Source organism: Haladaptatus sp. AB643, assembly GCF_024136975.1.
GTDB lineage: Archaea > Halobacteriota > Halobacteria > Halobacteriales > Haladaptataceae > Haladaptatus.
The window spans coordinates 1-20,153 of record NZ_JAMYJW010000005.1 but is presented as its reverse complement, the minus strand read 5'-3'; the positions used below and the strand labels follow the sequence as shown (position 1 = coordinate 20,153).

General features: G+C 52.4%; 22 protein-coding genes. 13 read left to right on the top strand and 9 right to left on the bottom strand.

Annotated elements, in window-relative coordinates; translation table 11 throughout:
- Positions 1-299: 299 nt before the first annotated feature.
- Both NKF25_RS11575 and NKF25_RS11570 read right to left on the bottom strand, forming a co-directional pair.
- Complete coding sequence (locus tag NKF25_RS11575; RefSeq protein WP_253226823.1) at positions 300-1,550, bottom strand: transposase; 1,251 nt, start codon at positions 1,548-1,550, stop codon at positions 300-302.
- Between the two features lie 438 nt (positions 1,551-1,988).
- Positions 1,989-2,348 (bottom strand): SHOCT domain-containing protein, encoded by a 360-nt coding sequence (locus NKF25_RS11570; protein ID WP_253226822.1) that lies wholly within the window; start codon positions 2,346-2,348, stop codon positions 1,989-1,991.
- Between the two features lie 348 nt (positions 2,349-2,696).
- On the opposite strand from NKF25_RS11570, the gene NKF25_RS24375 reads away from it, so the two are divergent.
- The 6 genes from NKF25_RS24375 to NKF25_RS11540 all read left to right on the top strand — a co-directional run bounded on the left by NKF25_RS24375 (position 2,697) and on the right by NKF25_RS11540 (position 7,940).
- Positions 2,697-2,933, top strand: a complete 237-nt coding sequence (locus NKF25_RS24375) for a DUF302 domain-containing protein (RefSeq protein ID WP_342766328.1) — start codon at positions 2,697-2,699, stop codon at positions 2,931-2,933.
- Positions 2,934-3,100: 167 nt separating this feature from the next.
- A complete protein-coding gene (locus NKF25_RS11560) occupies positions 3,101-4,531 on the top strand; it encodes a multicopper oxidase family protein (RefSeq protein WP_253226821.1) in 1,431 nt (476 codons plus the stop codon).
- A 127-nt stretch (positions 4,532-4,658) separates the two neighbouring features.
- Entirely contained in the window at positions 4,659-4,922 is a 264-nt protein-coding gene (locus NKF25_RS11555) for a hypothetical protein (RefSeq protein WP_253226820.1), read from the top strand.
- Positions 4,923-4,994: 72 nt separating this feature from the next.
- Positions 4,995-6,287, top strand: a complete 1,293-nt coding sequence (locus NKF25_RS11550) for a TIGR00341 family protein (RefSeq protein ID WP_253226819.1) — start codon at positions 4,995-4,997, stop codon at positions 6,285-6,287.
- Positions 6,288-7,108: 821 nt separating this feature from the next.
- Positions 7,109-7,534, top strand: a complete 426-nt coding sequence (locus NKF25_RS11545) for a DMT family transporter (RefSeq protein WP_253226818.1) — start codon at positions 7,109-7,111, stop codon at positions 7,532-7,534.
- A gap of 142 nt (positions 7,535-7,676) precedes the next feature.
- Positions 7,677-7,940: a hypothetical protein gene (locus NKF25_RS11540; protein WP_253226817.1), complete on the top strand. Its 264-nt coding sequence runs from the start codon at positions 7,677-7,679 to the stop codon at positions 7,938-7,940.
- A gap of 200 nt (positions 7,941-8,140) precedes the next feature.
- Here NKF25_RS11540 and NKF25_RS11535 read toward each other — a convergent pair whose 3' ends face one another.
- Entirely contained in the window at positions 8,141-8,449 is a 309-nt protein-coding gene (locus NKF25_RS11535) for a hypothetical protein (protein ID WP_253226816.1), read from the bottom strand.
- A gap of 26 nt (positions 8,450-8,475) precedes the next feature.
- The gene (locus tag NKF25_RS11530; protein WP_253226815.1) at positions 8,476-9,408 is read right to left on the bottom strand and encodes a hypothetical protein; all 933 of its coding nucleotides are present in this window, start codon (positions 9,406-9,408) and stop codon (positions 8,476-8,478) included.
- A gap of 373 nt (positions 9,409-9,781) precedes the next feature.
- Between NKF25_RS11530 and NKF25_RS11525 the strand changes: the two genes are divergently transcribed.
- The 3 genes from NKF25_RS11525 (at position 9,782) to NKF25_RS11515 (ending at position 11,305) form a co-directional block, all read left to right on the top strand.
- Positions 9,782-10,258 carry a hypothetical protein gene (locus NKF25_RS11525; protein WP_253226814.1) on the top strand — a complete coding sequence of 159 codons (477 nt, stop codon included), beginning with the start codon at positions 9,782-9,784 and terminating at the stop codon, positions 10,256-10,258.
- 75 nt (positions 10,259-10,333) lie between these two features.
- Positions 10,334-10,702, top strand: a complete 369-nt coding sequence (locus tag NKF25_RS11520) for a HalOD1 output domain-containing protein (protein WP_253226813.1) — start codon at positions 10,334-10,336, stop codon at positions 10,700-10,702.
- 249 nt (positions 10,703-10,951) lie between these two features.
- Positions 10,952-11,305 (top strand): HalOD1 output domain-containing protein, encoded by a 354-nt coding sequence (locus NKF25_RS11515; RefSeq protein WP_253226812.1) that lies wholly within the window; start codon positions 10,952-10,954, stop codon positions 11,303-11,305.
- A gap of 15 nt (positions 11,306-11,320) precedes the next feature.
- Here NKF25_RS11515 and NKF25_RS11510 read toward each other — a convergent pair whose 3' ends face one another.
- Together NKF25_RS11510 and NKF25_RS11505 are read right to left on the bottom strand one after the other, a co-directional pair.
- Positions 11,321-11,512 (bottom strand): hypothetical protein, encoded by a 192-nt coding sequence (locus NKF25_RS11510; RefSeq protein WP_253226811.1) that lies wholly within the window; start codon positions 11,510-11,512, stop codon positions 11,321-11,323.
- A gap of 377 nt (positions 11,513-11,889) precedes the next feature.
- On the bottom strand, positions 11,890-12,573 hold the full coding sequence (locus tag NKF25_RS11505; RefSeq protein WP_253226810.1) for a hypothetical protein: 684 nt from the start codon (positions 12,571-12,573) through the stop codon (positions 11,890-11,892).
- A 762-nt stretch (positions 12,574-13,335) separates the two neighbouring features.
- Here NKF25_RS11505 and NKF25_RS11500 point away from each other — a divergent pair.
- The 3 genes from NKF25_RS11500 to NKF25_RS11490 all read left to right on the top strand — a co-directional run bounded on the left by NKF25_RS11500 (position 13,336) and on the right by NKF25_RS11490 (position 15,347).
- Positions 13,336-13,680, top strand: coding sequence for a hypothetical protein (locus tag NKF25_RS11500; RefSeq protein ID WP_253226809.1), 345 nt, complete (start codon positions 13,336-13,338; stop codon positions 13,678-13,680).
- Positions 13,668-13,919: a bacterio-opsin activator domain-containing protein gene (locus NKF25_RS11495; RefSeq protein WP_253226808.1), complete on the top strand. Its 252-nt coding sequence runs from the start codon at positions 13,668-13,670 to the stop codon at positions 13,917-13,919. The genes NKF25_RS11500 and NKF25_RS11495 overlap by 13 nt, the downstream gene beginning before the upstream one ends.
- Before the next feature lie 639 nt (positions 13,920-14,558).
- Positions 14,559-15,347: a hypothetical protein gene (locus NKF25_RS11490; RefSeq protein ID WP_253226807.1), complete on the top strand. Its 789-nt coding sequence runs from the start codon at positions 14,559-14,561 to the stop codon at positions 15,345-15,347.
- Positions 15,348-15,572: 225 nt separating this feature from the next.
- Here NKF25_RS11490 and NKF25_RS11485 read toward each other — a convergent pair whose 3' ends face one another.
- Positions 15,573-17,132, bottom strand: coding sequence for a N,N-dimethylformamidase beta subunit family domain-containing protein (locus NKF25_RS11485; protein ID WP_253226806.1), 1,560 nt, complete (start codon positions 17,130-17,132; stop codon positions 15,573-15,575).
- 488 nt (positions 17,133-17,620) lie between these two features.
- Here NKF25_RS11485 and NKF25_RS11480 point away from each other — a divergent pair, with 488 nt between their 5' ends.
- A complete protein-coding gene (locus tag NKF25_RS11480) occupies positions 17,621-18,817 on the top strand; it encodes a low temperature requirement protein A (protein WP_253226805.1) in 1,197 nt (398 codons plus the stop codon).
- Between the two features lie 31 nt (positions 18,818-18,848).
- Here NKF25_RS11480 and NKF25_RS11475 read toward each other — a convergent pair whose 3' ends face one another.
- Both NKF25_RS11475 and NKF25_RS11470 read right to left on the bottom strand, forming a co-directional pair.
- Positions 18,849-19,154, bottom strand: a complete 306-nt coding sequence (locus tag NKF25_RS11475) for a hypothetical protein (protein ID WP_253226804.1) — start codon at positions 19,152-19,154, stop codon at positions 18,849-18,851.
- Positions 19,155-19,905: 751 nt separating this feature from the next.
- Positions 19,906-20,153, bottom strand: a 248-nt coding sequence (locus tag NKF25_RS11470) for a hypothetical protein (RefSeq protein WP_253226803.1), incomplete at its 5' end; no start/stop codon positions are given.

The window sequence follows — 20,153 nt, the reverse complement described above, 5'->3', positions numbered from 1 at the left end:
CTAGCTCATCTTCAACACCTTGCCGACCGACAAAGAATCTTTGTGATTGGATGGGTCGAAACCACTACACCGGTTAGAATTGCACTTGAATCCGATTCGATGGTGTCGAAATCGAATCGGTTTTATTCAGGTAGTTTACAATGCGTGCGTTGAAAAATTGTGCTCAGAGAAGGATGGGGAGACCGTAGAGAATCGATTGACCAACCTCGGCTACATGTAGTAACAGGAGATTTCACGGTGACATCCTCCCCGTCGTGAACGACGGGGCTTCCCGTCCCGCAGGTGGGATATTTACCGGTCTACGACACGACCTGTTCTCTCGTTTGGAACGTCCCGCTTTCGCGGTTGAACAAGTATGTCGATGGCTGTGCCACACAGCCGTTACTCCTATCCTCACCGTGAGGACTCGGAGTCATCTTCTGTCGCATATTCTCTGCTCCATTGCAATCCGCATTCCCGACTAATCCACACGACTGACAGACGTACAACCCACGGTGCTTCCGGTTCGACTTCGTGTCATCTCCACACACAGAACACGTTTTTGAGGTGTCCCACTCGTTCTCCTTCAACACCTCTACGCCACGTATCTTTCCTTTGTATTCGAGGTACTGGTAGACGCGGTCGAACGCCCATGTATGGAGTTTCTTGTTGCCTGTCTTGCCCCAGTCGGACTCTCGCACGTCTTCGGGCCAACTCACCGCGAGCGTGCCAACACCGCGTTCGACACATTCGGTGATGATGGTATCCGTCAGCGTGTGGTAGAAATGCGTCTCGCGATCAGAGAGTTTTCCACGTGCCCACATCGACTTCTCTGACGGGCCGTTATCGCCCTCGGTGTCGTACTCAGCACGCTTGAAGTAGTGCTTGTCTTGCTTGAGCAAATTTCCGGGGTACAGCACGTATTCGTCGGGGAACGCGACCGTAGCAATGTTCTTGATTCCGAGGTCGATGCCAGCCACTTCGTCGCCTACTGAGTCGTTGGTTTCGAGTTCGACTTTGCAGACGAAGTGCAGCTCCCACTCGTCACCGTTCCAGACGGCGCGAACGTTCTGTACTGAGTTGACTTCTGAGAGGTCAACGTCGGGGCGGGTCTGGTATTCGCAGAGCAGGAAGTCCGACCAGTACTCTTTGAGGTTCGACCCCTTCGAGAGTCGGACACGGTTGTTCTCGGGGTCGTGTTTGAACCCGTCTTCTTTGAACGTGACCGTACTATGTGGTCGTTTGTCGCCCTGTTTGCGGTAGCCGGGCGGATTCGCCTCGTCGTACTTGTGCCGCAAGTCGAACCATGACTGGAAAGCGTCAGAAAGTTCTTCAATGACTTTCTGACTGGATTGTGCGTTCAGATCTTTCCAGCACGACTGGTTCTTCATATACGATTTCAGCGAGGCTTCATCGGGGATTTCGCCGGTTGCGTCCCAGATTCGGTCGGCTGTCCATCGTGCAACGTTCCAAATTTTTGAGGCGGAATCTCCGAGCGAGTCGAGGCCATCGAAGACCTGTCGCTGGTTCTGGATTGAACCAACGTAGGTGCGAGTGACCTGAATCGCCATATATAGAATATGTAGATAAATTTACTTAATGACTCGGACTCGTGTAGAATATCTTTCTCGTCATTGAACTGTTGTGTGTGCGGGGATTGTCGGATTCACTCCCGCCCTGAAGGGAGGGATTCTCTCCTCGAAGATCGATAGAAGTGGCGGGTGTCTTCGAGCAACAGTTGGGGAATCTGGATGTCGGTAGCGTCTAGCTCAGCCATCTGTGGAACCGATAGCAGGTTAGTGTACTACTGTCGTTTCTCCCGGGAATGGCAACGACGCGAAAATCACGCCAAACGGCGATAGAACGAGATGAATGGAAGCGCAGGCGTGTGGGGGCGTCTTCTTTTTCGGGTACTGCTCCTTTTGGAATCGACCACGACCTACTGGTCACGAGGGGTAACGCATCACTGTCCGCTGGAACAAGCCCCGCGGTCGAAATAACAGGTTGAGCTACGAGAGTTTCGCTCGTAGCCGTTCGAACTCATCGTCGTCGATCTCGCCGCGGGCGTATCGCTCTCGAAGTACCGCCGCTGCGGAGTCTGTTTTGCGCTCGGTCTCGCGTCGCGTAGCGAGGTACACGAGTGCAAGAGGTATCGCAATGAAGACGCCCATCCAAAGGAGTCCCCAGAGATCCATCCACTCGGGACCAGCCATCCAGCCGTCACCCCACATATGACCGCCCCACGAGTGGGCGCCGCCGATAGCCCCGTTGGTGTGAGCGACGACCGTTCCCGTCGTCGTTGTGAGGAGCGTCGTCGCGAGAGTGGTCAGCGTCGCAGTTCTTGTTTCGAGTCGGCGTGCGAGAGTCATGTTTAGTTCACCCTTACATCTAGTACTACAACGACTGATGAATTATATCGAGTTGCTGATTCTTGTCCCCTGAGAACGTAACTTCGTCGCACGTCGCAATTTTATCACAGCGTTTCGCATACATATTCGCAGCCATCACGATTGTGACTTGTACACTATATTATTGGCGGACGAACCGTGAGATGGTTATGAGCTACACGATGACTCGTCGACTCGATGGTCCGATTCAAGATGTTGTCGACTCGACCGTCAACGCGCTAGAAGCCGAGGAGTTCGTCGTGCTGAGCGACATCAACCTACAAGCGAAACTCGAAAAAACTCGGTCTCGAGGGTTACCCGGAGTACCGCATCCTCGGCGCTTGTAACCCACCACTAGCCGAACAAGGACTGGAGGCCGAACGCGATCTTGGCGTATTGCTGCCCTGTAACGTCGTCATCTACAACGACGACGGCCATGTGGTCGTTAGCGCCGTTGACCCAAATACCCTGCTGAGCGTCGTCGAGAACCCAGATCTCGACAATATCGCCGAAAACGTTCGCGATCGATTTGACCGCGTGTTAGATGAGGTCGCTGCCGAGTACTGACGAGTTATCCTGCTGGTGATTGGCACTTCGTTCGACCTGACTTGGTCGGTCCCGTTCTCTGCGGTGATCGCCTGGATGTCCCCTCGTTCACATTTAGGTCTTCTTCTGAATCTTTCGTTATATCCCCAATACTGCTCCTTATTGTGCTTCAATTCGTACGCTGATCAATGACGGACGATTCACGTCTCTCGCGACGCGCCCTCCTCCGTGGACTCGGTGTCGCAGGAATTGGTGCTCTCACTGGCTGTACCTCCAATTCCTCCCCCTCGCTCGACGACGAAAAGACAGTCGCCCCACGGCCGACGGTGTCGGGCGACCTGGACGTACAAACCACACTAACTGCCTCTCCTGGAACGGTGTCGCCAGGCTCTTCATCGGTCCAGAACTGGCTGTACAACGGGACGTTCCCTGGCAACGAACTCCGCGCCACCGAAGGCGACATCGTTCGCGTCGACTTGCAGAACCGTCTCCCCACAGAAACGACGGTCCACTGGCATGGCCTCCCCGTCCCCAACAGTATGGACGGTGTGCCGAACGTGACCCAACAGCCAATCCAGACGGACAAGACATTTACGTACAAGTTCCGGGCGGAACCGGCGGGAACGTACTTTTTCCACAGTCACGTTGGCCTCCAACTCGACCGTGGGCTGTCTGCACCGCTCGTAATCGAAGAGAAATCGCCGCATGTCGAGTATGACCGCGAATACATCGTCGTGTTCGACGACTATCTGACCCATGCACCTGAACCACTCGAGGGATCGTCGAGCGGTGGTGGCGGAATGGGTGGTATGGGTGGTGGTGGAATGGGGGGGATGATGGGTGACCAACGGCCACCGTATGCTGGCTTGCTCGTGAACGGTCGTCTCCCGGAAGAGCCCGCCACATTCGACGTCAAGGAGGGAGAACGGGTCCGTCTACGCTTTATTAATTCCAGCAGTGCGACTGCGTTCCGTGTCGGTATTGCCGGTCACAAACTATGGATATCGCACACTGACGGGCGACCCGTTGACACCGTCTCGGTCGATTCGTTCGTTTTCGGTGCCGGTGAACGCTACGATGCCATCGTCGAAGCGACGAATCCCGGTGCATGGGAAATACGAGGGGAAGCAGTCGATGGCGACGAACAGCCCGCTCACGCAGTCCTCCGGTATGAGAATATGTCAGGGTCACCAGCTGGTCTCAATTCTTGGGGGCGGACACTCCAGTATAGCGATCTGCGAGCAAAGCAGCTCCCGAAGCAACTCCGTGGAAGTCCCGATCGGACGTTCGACCTGACGCTATCGCCTGAGATGGGCGGTTCGTATGGCTGGCTCATCGATGGGCAAGCATATCCCGACGCTGATCCGTTACAGATCCGGGAAGGAGAACACGTCCGCGTGAAGATGACGAATCGAAGTCCAGTGCTTCATCCGATGCACCTCCACGGGCATTTCTTCCGGGTCGGGGACGTAATGAAGGACACGGTTATCGTGCCGGGTCACATGGGGTCGGTGACGTTCGACTTTTTCGCGGACAACCCCGGAAACTGGCTATTCCACTGTCACAACCTCTATCACCTAGAATCCGGGATGGCCCGTGTCGTAGAATATATCAAATAATAGTTTCTTGGAATGAATTCACGATGACAGTCACCGTTGCGTGCGTTTTGGGAAGTCATAGATGCTCAGCGGCGACTGCCATCGTGGAGTCTCTCATCCGAGAACAAACTGATCGAGATCAACTACGATGAAAACAGCGACGGACGAATTCAACGTGCAGGCTTACCGAATCGATGAGCAAATCACTGTCGTCGCTGATTTGCCGGGCGTCCACGTGGACGGGCTAACAGTTGGCTTCACCAGTGATCCTACTGCTCTCATCATCGAGGTGGAGAGCATCTATCGAGCACAGGTTCCTCTCCCTTGGGAGTCGGTCCACCATTCGAAAGCGCATCCATCAGAGAGTGAGCTTTCGGCTAAAATCCTCTTGATTCATATAGATATAGAATAGTGATTATATAATTGTAGAATTTGTACACTATACACTACCATTTATAAACGCACCTAATAAAGTTCCAGATACATGCGACTCGTCCGAACACTCATCAAGGACGAGGACAAGGAAGCCGTTCTTCAGGTCCTCGATGACGAAGATATCGATTACATTGTCTCAAACGAAGTGAGTGACCGTGGAGAGATGGTCATCGTGGAGTTCCCAGTTCCTGAGCAAGCCCTCGAAGTCGTACTCGATAAATTCCAGGGTGCCGGTCACAACGACCATCGCTACACGGTCGTCGCCGATGTGAAATCTGCTCTCTCATCAAATATGGGCGAGATGGAAGAGAGATTTATTGTTGGAGAGGAAGAAGATGATAGTATTGCAAGTGAAGAACTCCGATCACAAGCGCTCGAACTACTGCCGAATGCATTCACATATGTCCTCTTGACCTTTCTGAGTGCTGTGGTTGCAACCGCTGGACTTCTCTTGGATTCTCCAGCACTCGTCGTAGGATCGATGGTCATCGCGCCGCTTGTGGGCTCTGCGCTAACTGCGAGTGTCGGAACGGTACTTAGTAACCGGAAGATGATCATCGATGGATTTACAACGCAGATATATGGGCTCAGCATTGCGATTATTGGTGCAATCGTCTTTAGCCTCGCCCTCAAAAACGGGCATTTTCTTTCTCCATCACTCCATCCGGGAGCGATCAATCAAATCGCACAACGTATCTCACCGGGATTGTTGTCGCTTATCATCGGTGTTTGTGCTGGTGCTGCAGGTGCAGCAGGTCTTGCAACTGGGATTTCGGCGGCACTCGTTGGTGTGATGATCGCTGCAGCACTCATTCCTGCTGCCGCCGCAGTCGGAATCGGTATTGCGTGGAATATTCCAGCGATTGCACTTGGATCACTCATCCTACTTATCGTGAACGCGGCATCGATTCACGTCACCGGCGTGCTTGTACTCTGGTATCTTGGATATCGACCAGACGGATGGGAACCTGGTGCTATACGGCCGAACCTTTCGCTCAGTCGGATTGGCCCATCGGCCGTAGTTGCAATCGCTCTGGCAGTTCTATTTGCTACCGCAGGTGGAGCTGTAGCGACACATGTGACGTTTGAACAATCAGTTAATCAGGCTGTTGGTGAGACACTTGATCAACAACAATACCAGAGTTTAGCGCTTATGGATGTTCAAACGGAATTCAATAACGGAATGTTATCTGAACAGCCACAGAAAGTGACAGTGGTTGTTAGTCGGCCACCCGATCAAAACTTTCCTACCGTGGGGAATCACCTCAAGAAACGCATATCAGAAAGAACAGATCACAAAGTAACCGTTGAAGTTGAATTTATCGAACGCCAACAAGTGTGAGTAACAGCCTCCGGTAGGTGTTATCATTTGAAAACAACTACGAGAACCGCCACAAGACGTGCCTCTCCATCGATCTCGACGTGTGGAACAGCGACTGACGATCCGATCCAACCTGTGACGGTCAGTACGAGGGTTCGACTCCCTCGACGAGTCTGTGCCCGATTCGGTGCGACGAGCAACCTTCCCGGGAAACCAGGAAGGGGGTGAACTCGTTCACCTGGTGAGCGACACACGGCAGGTGGGTGAACTGGTTCATCACCCCGATCGGGTCTCAACCGCCACGAAGACAGCCGAAGAAACCACACCACGGTGGGCGGTTCGAAACCTCCGTTGGACGGAGGTGAGAAAAGAAAGATCGGTTACTTGGAAGTAAACTTGTTATTGCGGTGTTTTTGCGGTAGAAAGCTGCTCTTCACCGGGGTGGATGCGAACCAACTCACGTCGAATCAATCTATACCCGTCGGAACCCACGACTCAAACGCCCGAAAATCGTCGCTCACGCTGAGAGCTTGTTGGAGTGTACTCAAACCGTCAGCGACCCACGAGCCGAGGGCGGTCGCTCGTAGATGGCGTCCCGTTTCTGTATCCACTGACGGTTCTCGAAATCCTAGAGAATCGACCAAGAGTCGCCTATGAAGCACTAATCTCATCCTATAATTCACGGCGGGTGAATGTGTCGCTCACGAGTGGTTTAAGCAGCCGACCCCGACCTCCGACCGGAACAGATACTCGATTTTATCGGGCGACTGGTCCATATGGACTTAATAATCTGTTATTAAGATGGTGAGATTACTTAGGGGGGCGACACGAGACTCTCACCAATGGAATTCGCTGAGATGGATTCGGCCGTTTTGTTCGGCTTGATTACGATGGTGACGTGGGGAATCTGGATTGTCTTGGGCAACGCTGCGTCGGAATCCATCGATCCCAGGACTGCAGCCGCCATCTCGTATCTCACAGCGGGACTCCTTGCACTCGGGTTTATCGTCGTTTCAGACGCATCGATTGCCGTTACTGTGAGGGGAGGGTTGCTTGCTGGCGTGGCCGGATTGTTCACCGGAATCGGCCTTATTTCGATGTACGTCGGGTTCGCTCAAGGGTCAACGACGGTCGTCTCAACTCTCGGTGCCATGTACTTCGTCGTCGCAGCCATCATCGGAATGGTCGTCCTCGGAGACGAAGTTACGATAACCAAATTTGCTGGCATCGTGTTCGCAGTTATTGGCGTTGTCTTGGTTGCTCGATAGATCGCCTCTACACGGTGGTCGGAAAACAGTACTGCCGGATAGGAACAAACTCGCCGTCATGTCGACATCTACGCGGCTTTTGAACGAGTAAATACAGTGTTGTAGGGCATTCATTCTGTCCAATGCGTATTGTTCGTTCACAATGGATATCGTTCAGCACTACATTGCCACTGCAACTGAACGAGACGCCGATACGGTCGAAAAAGCTGACTCGGCAATCGACGGTGTCGCAGCACAGCTACTTGACCAAAATAAAGTTGAGTCAGTTACTGTCTATATCGCCGATAAAGCTGCTCGTCGTGGAATTGAGGTAGCACTAACAAAGCATGGATACGGTGATCGAATCAAGACCGTCAATACATTCGCGCTTCAGCGTGAAGCACGTGAGAGATACGAATCTCCATGATGATTCATCTTTGAACAATCCCCCTTCACACCTATCTCTCTATCTTAAAGTTAACATTAAGATTAAACCGGCTAGCTAATTAGTGCTCTCTCTACGATGATCCATCTCCTTTGACTACTCCTCTCACGTCACATCCCACAAATCAAACCTCGCCCACGATCCATGAAGTACAAGAAATAAGATTAGTATTAATCTTAAGATCAATATTCTCTATCGATTTCCCACTTCCGCATTGCGCGTTCGAACGTTTCCGGATGGCGACGAGCTAGCTTCTTCAAATGTTCACGGAATGACTCGGCCACATTGAATTCGATGTTGTCGTCGCTCTGGAGTTCTTTGTAGAATCGATGCATCGGCTCGTCGACTGAGAAGCCAACGGTTTGTTCTTTCGGACCCTCCCCAAGTTTGTTCAGATATTCGTCCGCATCGAATTCGTTTTTCGATGTCGCTTCGTTTGTCTCCCCATCCGATTCTGCTGCATCCATCGCATCGTTCAGTGGATTGCTCATTGTTAATCTTAACCTTAGCTTTAAGCTTAAGTGTACTGCTCGAGTGTCGAATCGTCAATCTCTACAACTTCGATGTCATCGAACTGCCGTGCACCAGCACGGAATGCATGGTAACACTGTTGCCGAATCGAGCGGGGAGTCCCGTCACTTCGATCGACAACCTCGTCAATTGCGCTTGCGCTGTAGGGATCAGATGAGTAGCCATCACTGTACTCCTCTTCGCGTGCGAATGCGAGCCATCGTCCGATCAGTTCATCAGTCTCGGCAAAGCCAAACCGTTCCAGTGATCGATCCTTCGCGACGAGACGAGAGGTAAGTGTCTCGCGAAGCTCGTCGATTCGCTCACTTGCTATCGGTGTACCGAACAGGAACAACAAGAATACTGGTTCTTCATCACCGAGGTCACCGACACTCTGCAACGCGGCGAGTAGTTGTTCGTATGTGCGTGTGTTGCGTGCTGCGTCCTCAAGTTGATCGACTTGGATGATACAGGTGATATCCTGTTCTTCGAGCTGAGCTGCTACGTCTTCGACGATCTGTCGGACCTCATCGGTCGGATGTGGGTAGTCATCTGGTATCTCCAAGTCCTCATACTGGGATAGTTCGTCTAGTAGTCGTGTGTAGAATCGTCGTGTTGTAATGGACTCGACTTCACGAATCCGTGCGATGTGGAACTCTTCGCTTCGGGGGCCGTTTGCGAGTGCGTCATAGACGAGATCGCGAAAGTGAGTCTTCCCTGCACCGCGCCGGTCGATGATCGAGACGTGGCCCGCTCGATTCAGAATGTGTGAGGCAACTTCGTTGAGTAGGTCATCGTTCACACGGACGGCAACCTCAGGATTTGGTAGCGTCTCCGCGGTGAAGGGAATTCGGTCTGGTTTGATCCCTAGTTGTTTTGCATAGCGCTTTTGCACACTTTCAGTGTCGTTGAGTGCTTGTGTGAATTGGTCCGTTCCCATACACCGACACTATATTGTATAACCTTAAATCTAATCTTAAGATCAATCTACTGCTCATGTTGAGGGGTGACACCGAACCGTTTTCCTCGGCTACTACCCCATGGTTGGGCATCTTCACTGCAACTCTGGATAACCGACAACCCACTACCACCACGAAGCTTAACCTTAATTCTAGTCTTAAGAATTGCGCCTTGTCCGGGTCGAGTAGTGATGAGTCCTAGAAGGAGATCGAGAAGCTTCGAATAGTCGCACTGAGAACATACCAGTTCCCGTGGGCAATACGACACGGCGACGAGGTGCGTATCTGTCCAATATGGTCGAGAAAACAGTGTCTACCGGAATTTTTTTTTCGTTTGACGCCTCAGCATTGACTATGGCGGGGAACGAGCCACCTCCCGACGAGTGGGAGACACATTCCAGTCAGTCCGGCGAGGAGAGCGCCGCCGAGCGCGATCTCGACATCGATGTCTCAGAGGTCGTCCTCGAGTTACAACCCGTCTTCGAGGCGATTGGGCATCCACGACGACGCTACCTCGTCTACACTCTCGCCAAAGAGACCAAATGGTCGCTTGATGACCTCGCGACGAAGCTCGCTGCATGGGAGACCGATACGTCCGAGGCGAACATCGCGGCGCTCACGCACCAGGAGATGTATACGTCGCTCTATCACTCACATGTCCCGAAACTCGTCGACTTGGACGTGATCGAGTTTGATGACGATACCGAAACGATCACTCCAGGTCCGCATGCGGTCCAGGTGTTGACCGTGTTGGAGGGTGCTGGTGGCAGTCTCGACAATCGGCAAGAAACGCATGCTCGTCACGACTTCGACCAAGAGGATACACAGTAACCGATAGCCTCGAAAAAGGTATTACTGCCTCGGGCATGACTGTACGATAGGACACTTTCAGACGGAGGACGACAGATGACCTCAAGTAATGACCACACTGATGATGGCACCAAACTTGCACCGGATGGAAACGAACCCGATGATCCCGGCATGACGTTTGTGGCACAAGCTCATTATGAACGAGAGAGCCACCGCGATCTCACCACCGAAATCATCTTCGCGATTGCTGATGCCGCAGACGTTGCTCCAGTGGATCTCAAGGATCCGCCATTATACGAGTGCGTGGATATCGCCGCGATCGAAGACGGCTTTTTCGGCCCAAAGGTCGCCGGGCATACCCGTGATAGCGAGGGGAGTGTTTCTTTCCGCTATAATCAATATCACGTCGAGGTTGCTAGTGATGGGTGGATTACGGTGTCTGAGCCTACTGCGTACGGGGATTGACTCCATTCTGCTGTATCGCTTGCGTCCGTGAGGAACGGAGTCACAAGTGGTACGAAGTGTGTCCTTCAGGTAGTGCTCGGTTCCCAGCCAGAACTTTATGTGACCGTCGCGTAGGGTTCCGGCTGAGAAGCAAGGACACACTGTGTATCCGTTTCCAGGGCGCGGGAACGAATCTTTCAGAAACAGTCTGGCTGTTTCACATGCCGTATGTGGGGTGCATTCTAGAGTTAGTCCTTCTCGTACCCCACCATGACAAATCATACACCCCCGTCTGATGACGAGGACGATCACGCAGACGATGCGGCCTACCAGACAGAATTTGATCCAACAATGGACAGCGTCAGTGAAGAGCTAATCACAGCGGTTGCGACACTGAACGATGCTGATCCGACGGAACTCGCACCCCTCTCGGAGTTCGTCGATCCCGAGGCACTTGATGCGCTCTTCGGCTCACGCGCTGCAGGTGACCCGCGTGAGACGAATGGGCATGTCCTATTTAATTACGATGCCTACCACGTCAAGGTCGATAGCAGCGGGCAGATTACGGTTCACCACTCCGAATCAAGTTCTGACGGCGAACACTCGCCAGGCAATGACGAATAGAAGTCGTACGGTACACTAATCGTCTGTTGTGAAGTGGACCTCGGTTGGTCGAAGGGTTTTGTCAGTGAGTGCATCGAGGAGATCGTCGTCGAGGTCTCGAATCGTGCCTGTTACATCGAAGGCAATGACGTCTTCTTCAACGCCGACGTCAAGATTGTCAAGCTCGAGTTTCGGATGATCGTCAATCTCGACGACAAACTCTGTCATGTGCTAGCGAACATGGGGAGTGAGTATGAGCGTACCGGTGGAGACAACGGTAGAAGCGTATACGGACAACCCTTTCGAGAAACCACGTCTATTACTGGTTTTAGATGGTGTCTCGGGGGGTATCTACCGCCTACAACAAAAAGCTAGAGTGCTACGAGTTGGATTCGTTCACATCCGATTCATTGCCATCCTCACCGAGGCTCTGTCCTGCCTGTAACCGTGCTTCGAGACGTGTGGGTGTTCCGTGTACGAAACGAGCTGCAGTGAGGGATTGTACTCGATTACGCCACTCCTCGCGATTGGAGGCGAAAGAAGGACTCATTCTGTGTTACACTGGTCGCTCGGGGTGTGTTACGACAGTGCAACACTCTATTCGACTAGTTACTTCGTCCCCGGAGAGAGAATAACTGGGTAACTTTCTCAATCGAAATGGACTCTGGGAGTACAGATCGAGTATAGTAGTGGCCTGCCGTGAGGATGGAGAAGACGAACAAAATGATTGGGATGATGAATCGAGACGCCACCTGTGACACGAGTGGAAGCTGAAGCAATTTAGCACCCAATAGACTCGTGCTGAAAAGCGTCCCACCGAGATAATACCGTTCCCATCGACGATTCACCGCACTACCCGTCGAAGATTCGGATGGGTCCTGTGGAACGGTGTCGAACAGGTACGAATCAAATTGATCAGCACGAGACGTTCGTTTGATTGTTCCGCGATCTTTGTCGTACTCGATGATACCCTCCGTATCGAGTGTCGGAAGGTGAGTTTGATACAGTGAAATATAGGCGCGTTGGCGTTCTTTCGAAGTTAGCTCCACGACCGACAGCTCGTTCTCCCAGGCTGCTACCTGCTCGGCAAGATCGCGTAACGAAACGGTGTCTGTCCGCTCTTGGAGGTACTGTAAGATCAAGCGACGGCGCTCTACCTGTAAAATATGAAAAATCGTATCCTTCGACAATGGTTGGGACGCCGCAGTGTCTTGAGAGGTCGTGGTGGTATCACCAACGGAGTCGGCCGTGTTGGGAGGTGCGCTCATGATTGCGATGAGTTCAAGCACGATGGTGATATGAATGTATTGGCCGTTCAGATTTGAATGTTAAGCGTCGAATTATGCCGTTAGACCACCAATATAGCCATATCTCAGGTTTGATTAAACTAAACTAAACTGTTTCTATATTTGTCCTATAAAATTACTTTTGCTAATTTTGGGCTATCTACGATAGTCTAATCACATATCTCGAAATTAGCAGATCAGTCGAATATCCGAAGATAGTCGGAGCCGTCTGTCGATAAGAATCGAATGGGACTAGTTATCTGGTCATTAAATTTTCAATTCAAAGGTCATCAGAGTCCGCTTCCTGCCCAGTGTGCGGACTTATTATTGATCGCGACGACGGGGCGATAGAAACTAGAACATCAGAGGGTTTGAGCGGTTCAAAAAATAGGCCTACATTCTGACAACACTCCACATTCCATCGAGTGGCAATCTCCTCGCTTACTAGGTGGGTGAGGATATCATCAAGGCGTGCTTTCACTGGATGAAAACGCTCGTGGCGAACTATGCCCCCGGATCGGTAATCGCTACCTGTGAACCAGAACTGGAGACAAATCGGACGAGCACTGCTCATGCTGAGTATAGTACTACTGGTTTTTCCCCTGGCGTTTCGATGGCAACCAGTAGTGACCATACCAAGACGTTGACGACAACGCATCACGAGGAAAGCGGTCATCATGAAGAACAAGGCCACGAAGATTCGGGACACAGTCATAGTGAAGAAAGGAGAATAGTCACGAGGACGAATCACCGACTGAGTGGCTCATGATGATTGGTGGATTGTTCTTGCTTGGAACAGTCACAACGGCACCACTCTATCAATACACCAATACGCGTCGACAGGATTTCACCATCTCGTCGATGCGTCTTGGTGTCGCACTCTTAGTTCTCTTTACCGCAGCCGTGCATTTCTATCTCTTTCTCGATCACGGCGAATTGATTATGGCACTTTCCGGACTCGGATTCCTGGGTGGAATCGGCTCGTTCTTTATCGGCGTCAATCGGCTGTATCCCTATAGTGTAGGGATTCTCTATACGCTGTTCAAATCCTCCTCTGGATCAGCGAAGGGCCTGATGAGTCACTGTTCAGGGCGGGGTTGTCCGACCTGACGCTCGCAGCGCGGGTCACTGACGAGGGCGGCGTCGTGCATTCGATCACCATCGATGCCGATGCCGGTGTCGCGACTGCCGTCCTCGATGTCTCCCATACGGCAGCGGTTCGTGAGTTCCTTGACCGACTCCGTCAGCGGGACTTGGACTTCGAACTGTGCGCTCGCCAGTCACGCGAGCGGCCGCTGAAGACGCGACAAGCGCCCGAAGGGTTTCTTGAAACCCTTCCTCGGTCGTGATGGGAGAGCAAGTGTCCTCATCCCGCGGCGAATCATTCCCGGTCATACGGATTTACTACCCGTCCAGCGAATATATGTTACTTGACCAACTGTAGATAACTGGTACGTCGCTATCGACGAGGATGGTAGTGGCGTCCTGGTGAGAGTGTTTCGACGTATTGCCAGCGAGTCAGTTCTTGAGCAACCCTCATACGATACGCCGCCGCCATAAGATTGGCATTCACTTGTAGGCTCGAAGGGATATCCGCACCGGCAGCAATTCCGTTTGGTCACAATGTCCACCAGCCGACCTGGAGCAGTTTCTGTTCACCAATTCACTCGAAACCATGCATCACAGTTCTACCCCCCACTTCACCAGAAGTAGTTTTGATGTAGCAAAATATAGTTTATTAATTGCTATGTGGCTGTTTTCAGTTGTTCTGAGGCATATACCGTGTGAGCTCACTGGAAGTGGTGATGACCCAATCACTTCCGCTTTTTTAAGCGGAAGTAGAACTACCCCGGACTCCCTGTTCAATCTATGCGCCATTATTCGAGACCATGATCTCAGGTGACGTTCTGTATCATTCCGTGAATCTCATCCGGTCGTTGGCGCTTGATTTGCCCACCTATTTTATCCGCTAGACTTGAGACCTCTGTATGGACGAGAAGAAACAGGCCACGTTCGGATCGGATGGGGAATTGCAAACCGACGACGAAGCGACAGACAAGACTAACGGGGAGGGAGCGACAACGAACGATTTCGGCGATGAGTGCGGCGAGAACGAGACCAAGTCCGGGGTAAACCGATATACCGTTTCCAGCTTGCTTCAAAAGGCGGTCAGACGGTCTGACAAGGAGATCGCGGCGTGGGCTGCCTGGGAGCTTGTGCGGTCCGGCTACGCATGGAATTTTTGGGATCGCATTAACTTGTACATCGTCGAGGACCTACGGGCTGGTCACGAAGTGGCACTCACGATAGACCGTTACGAGGAATTGGCCCGTGAGCGTTGGTCAGAAGATTCCTGGCAGGGGCGGCTGTGTGCGGTGCACGCTGCGCTAGCGGCGGCCAGGGCGACCTCTTCGCGCGAGTCCGCACATGCGGACGATTACTTTAGTGAGCTATCGGTCGAACGAGCTACCGCGTATGAAGAGGGACGAGAACCCCGCTTCGATCACCCAGCGGATGATCTCGAAATAGATGGGAAGTACGATGTCGCGTTCGACCAGCATACGTACGAAGGAAAGAAGCGTGGCCGCGGCGGTGCCTACTTCAGAACGCATGGAGCTCGGGTCGGCCCTGAAGAGGAACCGGAACTCAGTCGCCGATGGCGTCTTCGGAGTATGAAGTTGGAGAATCGTGACTATACTGATGAGCAACTGGCTCGTGCCGTTGCTCCGGTCAAGGCTGAGGACAGGTGGTCGGACGGCAACGCTCGAAACGATTGATAGGATTACAAGCATTTCAGAGAAGGATGAAGAATAAGGTGGTTAGATTATCGTTCCGGACCGTGACGCTCTCTCGAACCTATGACTATTGCAAAGAGAAAGGAGTAATGCTCGAAATGATAAATATTCATGGAGTAGATGAGGGTCGTCAGGGGCGCTTCGGGCACACAGACGACCAACAGACCACACTGATCCTAGCATTTTGACTGATCCAAAATTATGATGTCAGTTGCCCGCAACCGATGGATTCGATTTCTGCAAATCGTTGAGCATGTTTCGCGTAAATCGCTGCAGTCTTGCATCGGGTTTGAGGACCTGTGGCTTGTATTCCTGGATTTTGTTCAGTGGCCAGTTAATGGAATCCCATCGTGGGTCCGGGTCGAGACGCCACGTCCATCCAAGCGTTCCCGTACTGAAGACGACAGCATTGGACGGTGCTCGATAGGAAACGGCATCCGCATCGGTGTCCGATTCGATCTGTAACCCACTTGTGCCCGCGTCATAGTGGAAGAAACGGGTCAACTCGCCCGTCACGTCGCTCTCCCGGTGGACGAAGTCCCATTCGTGACCAATGACTCCGACGACGCTGTCATTGGGTTTGAACCCGGTTTTACGCATCCACGGATGGTCGAGTGCCGTCGAAACGACCGAGTAGTCGGGAGCGTTGTATAAGCCAGCCCCCGTCCCCATGACACCAAGCAGTTCGCTTTCCGGACGGGGAGATGGAAGGGTGCGGAACGTACCAGTCTGCGACTGGGTTCCATATTGTGGATCGTCCTTGACGTTTTCCTTGTACCCGACCATCGTCCGCCCGTCGTGTTTATACCTGACTTGCCAAAGTGCCGTGTTGGCGGCGAGGAACGCGACGTTCGTTCCGGCATCTCGTGCCGCTTCGAAGCCATTCCGTTGCTTCATGCTCCAGTACTCATCGTGCCCGGCGCTGACAACGAGTTGGTGTTCTCGAAGCACATTCGGGTTGCGGTGGACATCCACGTCCGAAACGTAGGAAACGTCGTATCCCTCTCGTTCGAGGAATCGTAACAGATGAATCGCGTAGTTCAAATGCAAACTCGTCGACCCGGCCAGCGGCCTGTCGAACGATATTTCGTCGGCCGCACCACCCACGCTGGTGAAGTCGTACAGGCTCTTCCCACCCCACCCGTTGTACGCCTGTGCGGTTGCAATAGGCATTTGAACCAGGATTTTCGACCGGGATTTCTGATCTGGATGTTCTCGAACGAAAAACGGACAAACGGTAAACGTGCCGCTCTTTTTTCCGGACGTGAGGACGAATTTCGCCAAGTAGGTACCGCTCACCCAGTCGTTCGGCACATCGAGTGTATCGGTTGCCTCCCAGTCACACTCGACCCGCCCCGTCTTCGACAACGGTGTCGGAATCTGTTGACTCTGCCCCGCCCGCTCGGGAAGCGAAGTCATCAGACGACCCCCCTTCCCATCGTACCACCCCAATCTGAAAACGTCCACACGATAGCGCTCGTGCGGTTTCGTGCTTACGTGAAACGTCATCGTTTCGCCCGGCGTGACACTCGACTCCGAGGAATAGCCTTCGATGCGGTGATCGACCGCCGATGGCCGGGCGTCCGATGCGACGACTGGTTTCCAACCGGCGTTTCCTCGTTTCCTGTTTTCAGTCTCGATGGGATTCGGTGACGACGATTTACCGGATACTACACCGCCGATACCAAGGAGTGCAGTCCCTTTCACGCTGTTTTTCAGGTAATTTCGTCGCGTCAACCCCTGCATCCATTCTATTCCTCGAACCATGAACAGGGATACTGAACATGATATATGGTTTTTTCGATATTTTTGACATCTGTAGTTTGTGTATGGTTCATGAGAGCACCCTGTCTGGTCGATTTAGCTGAACGGTTGGTGTTAGAAGATTGTTGAACAGCCTATATCTTGCACACGCTTAAAATATTGAGTAGTGAATTCGAGTTATCGATTCTCGCGATGTTACTGACTGTCGCCACCTCGACGTGAATTGACCTGCCACAATTGTTACAGCAGTACTGCTCAGTATTGCGGACGGTCTTCGAGCGTCGATACCGGGCAATCCGCCCGCCGCAGTCCTCGCAGACGAGCCACCACTTTGGCACGGTGAACCTTGGTGCGGTGAACCGTTCGCCGTGCTGCGAGGTATCGAGATCTTCCGTCTAGCGGGTGAACGCCGAACCGTGATCTGCGTCGCCGAACTCGTAGTGTTAGAAAGCACGAGAAGTACATTGGGGGTGGCGAGTTAGAGATACAGAATGAGTAAAAACTGGCTCCAACTGGTTACGCCCCCCGCACTTCATGACCGAACACCGATTGCAGACCGGCATGCAACGTGGTTAGAACTATTCTTCGATCTTGTATTTGTTGTCGCTATTGCCGAACTCGGGCATCTCCTCGCAGACTCCTTGACGATTGATGGGATTACTGAATTCGTGGGCCTATTTGTTCCCGTTTGGTGGGTATGGAGTACACACAGTTACTATGGTGATGTATTCGACCAAGATGACGTGGTGTTTCCGATCGCCTCAATCGTTGTTATGCTTGGCGTGATCATCTGGTCGTTCACGTTCCCAGCGGCCCTTTATCGAGGCGCAGTTGCGTTCATTCTCGTCTATGTCTTCCTCCGGTTAGTGAATATAGGACTCTATCTAATTGCTAGCCGGACAGTACCCGAAGCACGCGAGCTAGCAACGAAATCATCAATTGGGAATGCAATAGGACTCTCCTTTTGGATCGTCTCTCTCGCGGTTTCTCCTCCACTACAGTATGGGCTTTGGGCAGTTGGACTCATCATCGAAATTTCCTGGACGCCAGTTGTCTATATGCTACTTGAAGATGTCCCTATCCAGCGTTCTCACATGGACGAGCGATTCGGCTTGTTCACGATCGTAGTCTTAGGTGAGTCTATCCTTGGTGTAGCATCAGGGACGACTGATACGAATTGGCAGGCCACCGCTGCAATAATCGCTGTTGCGGGATTTTTGATTGCCGTGTGTTTTTGGTGGCTCTATTTTGCGTACTCCGACAGCAATATCGTCAATCGGTTTATTCGGAGCGATTGGATCGGAGCCATTCGGGGAAGTCTCTATGTCTACGGACATCTTCCAGTATTCGCTTGTATCACAGCATTCGGAATTGGCATTGAGACCACCATCGTCGCGGGTGCAGAAGGTCACGAATTTGTGGGTGCGAGCCAACTCATTCTTTTCGGTAGCACGGCCGGATTCCTCGTCACGGTCACAATCATTCAATGGGCAGGTCTCCATGCCCTTCCACGTTCTACGATTGTAACCAGATTCGTTGGTGCGAGTATCATCCTGGTTCTTGCAACCGTAAGTAGCCACCTCGGAGTATTACTCACAATACTACTACTTGCCGGAACATTCATCGTTCTGGTTGCGATTGAAATTCCACGTATTGGGAGTACACGAGGGATTGAACAATCGATTTGAGAGCACCGGTTTCACGTTTTAATTAAAGCCATTACAGAAACATCCACCGGGACAGCGTTGTTTGGCGTGACAAAATGGAAAAGAGAGACGGGTTAGCAGCAGTCGGAGAGTGCGCCGGGTGGCTTCCGCGCCACATTTTTTCACATTTCCAGTAGTTGTGATCGACGTTGCCGTACGTGTCGTAGCCAGTGTGCGGGCCACTGATATGGTCGTCGTCCGATGGGAATGCGTCAAACGTCCCGCCGTCGGGTGCGTTCTCGACGGCGGCCATGTGCTTGCAGAAGGCGTCCCGGTGGACGTGGTGCGGGCAGGTGCAAGCCATGAGTTCTTCAGTCACGTCGTCCAGCGTGACGACGTATTGGTGGCCTGCGGGATTCTCGTGGCACTCGTTAGTGACATCGACATTTCGGTGGCATCGATGTCGAGGGAAAATTGTTCGGCCTGTACGCATTTCTGTGCCGTCTCGTCAGAACGAACAGAGACGACGCCGGGTGCTATAAGAACGACGAGACGTTCAACTACGTCGAATCGAATGTTGGCAGACAGGACATTGCCGTTCGTCCCCATCAATCACACAATTCGTTGCATTTCCAGTCCATCCACATTCAGGGCATTGAGCGATGTCAGTAGTCATCTCAGATTAAGCTAACCGCTCCTCCACCAACTACCTTGGTGTGAAGATACTACTAAGTAGCTGTTCCAGCCACTAGCCCACCAATTTCTCGGAGATACATGGATTGTCAAATCATTACTAAAACATTACTAGCATACCAATGCCACCATTCGTCGTGAGAATGCCGCCAGATGGTTACTGCCTGTCACTCTCCTCAACGCGAACCGAGTAACTCACGTTGGCCAGTCAGGGAGTGATGGTTGGCCATCATGCCAATGTTTGGCTTCACCAACAATTGACTATCGGAGAGAGCGACAAATGACAGCAGTGTAGCGAGGTATCAAGGACGAAATCTCCGCCCTAGTGCGTTTCCCTGAGTCGATTCCTCAAGCTACTCCTACACTCTGTTGCTGTTATTTTCCCTCGAACGCTGCTGATAGCTTTCACAGGGATCAATCGACTGCCATCCCGTCCACTAACCCCCAACGTGAGGAGTTCCGCCCTTCAGGGCGGAGAGGATGTCAAGAGGATCAACAGCGGTCGTCGTTCTGGTCGTCCCCGGAGTTATCATCGGGGTTTCCACCGGAATTACCACCGGAATTACCACCGGAGTCTCCACCGGAATCGCCGCCAGAGTCTCCGCCGGAACTGCCTCCTGAGTCTCCACCGGAGCCTCCACCGGAACTGCCTCCTGAGTCTCCACCGGAGCCTCCACCGGAACTG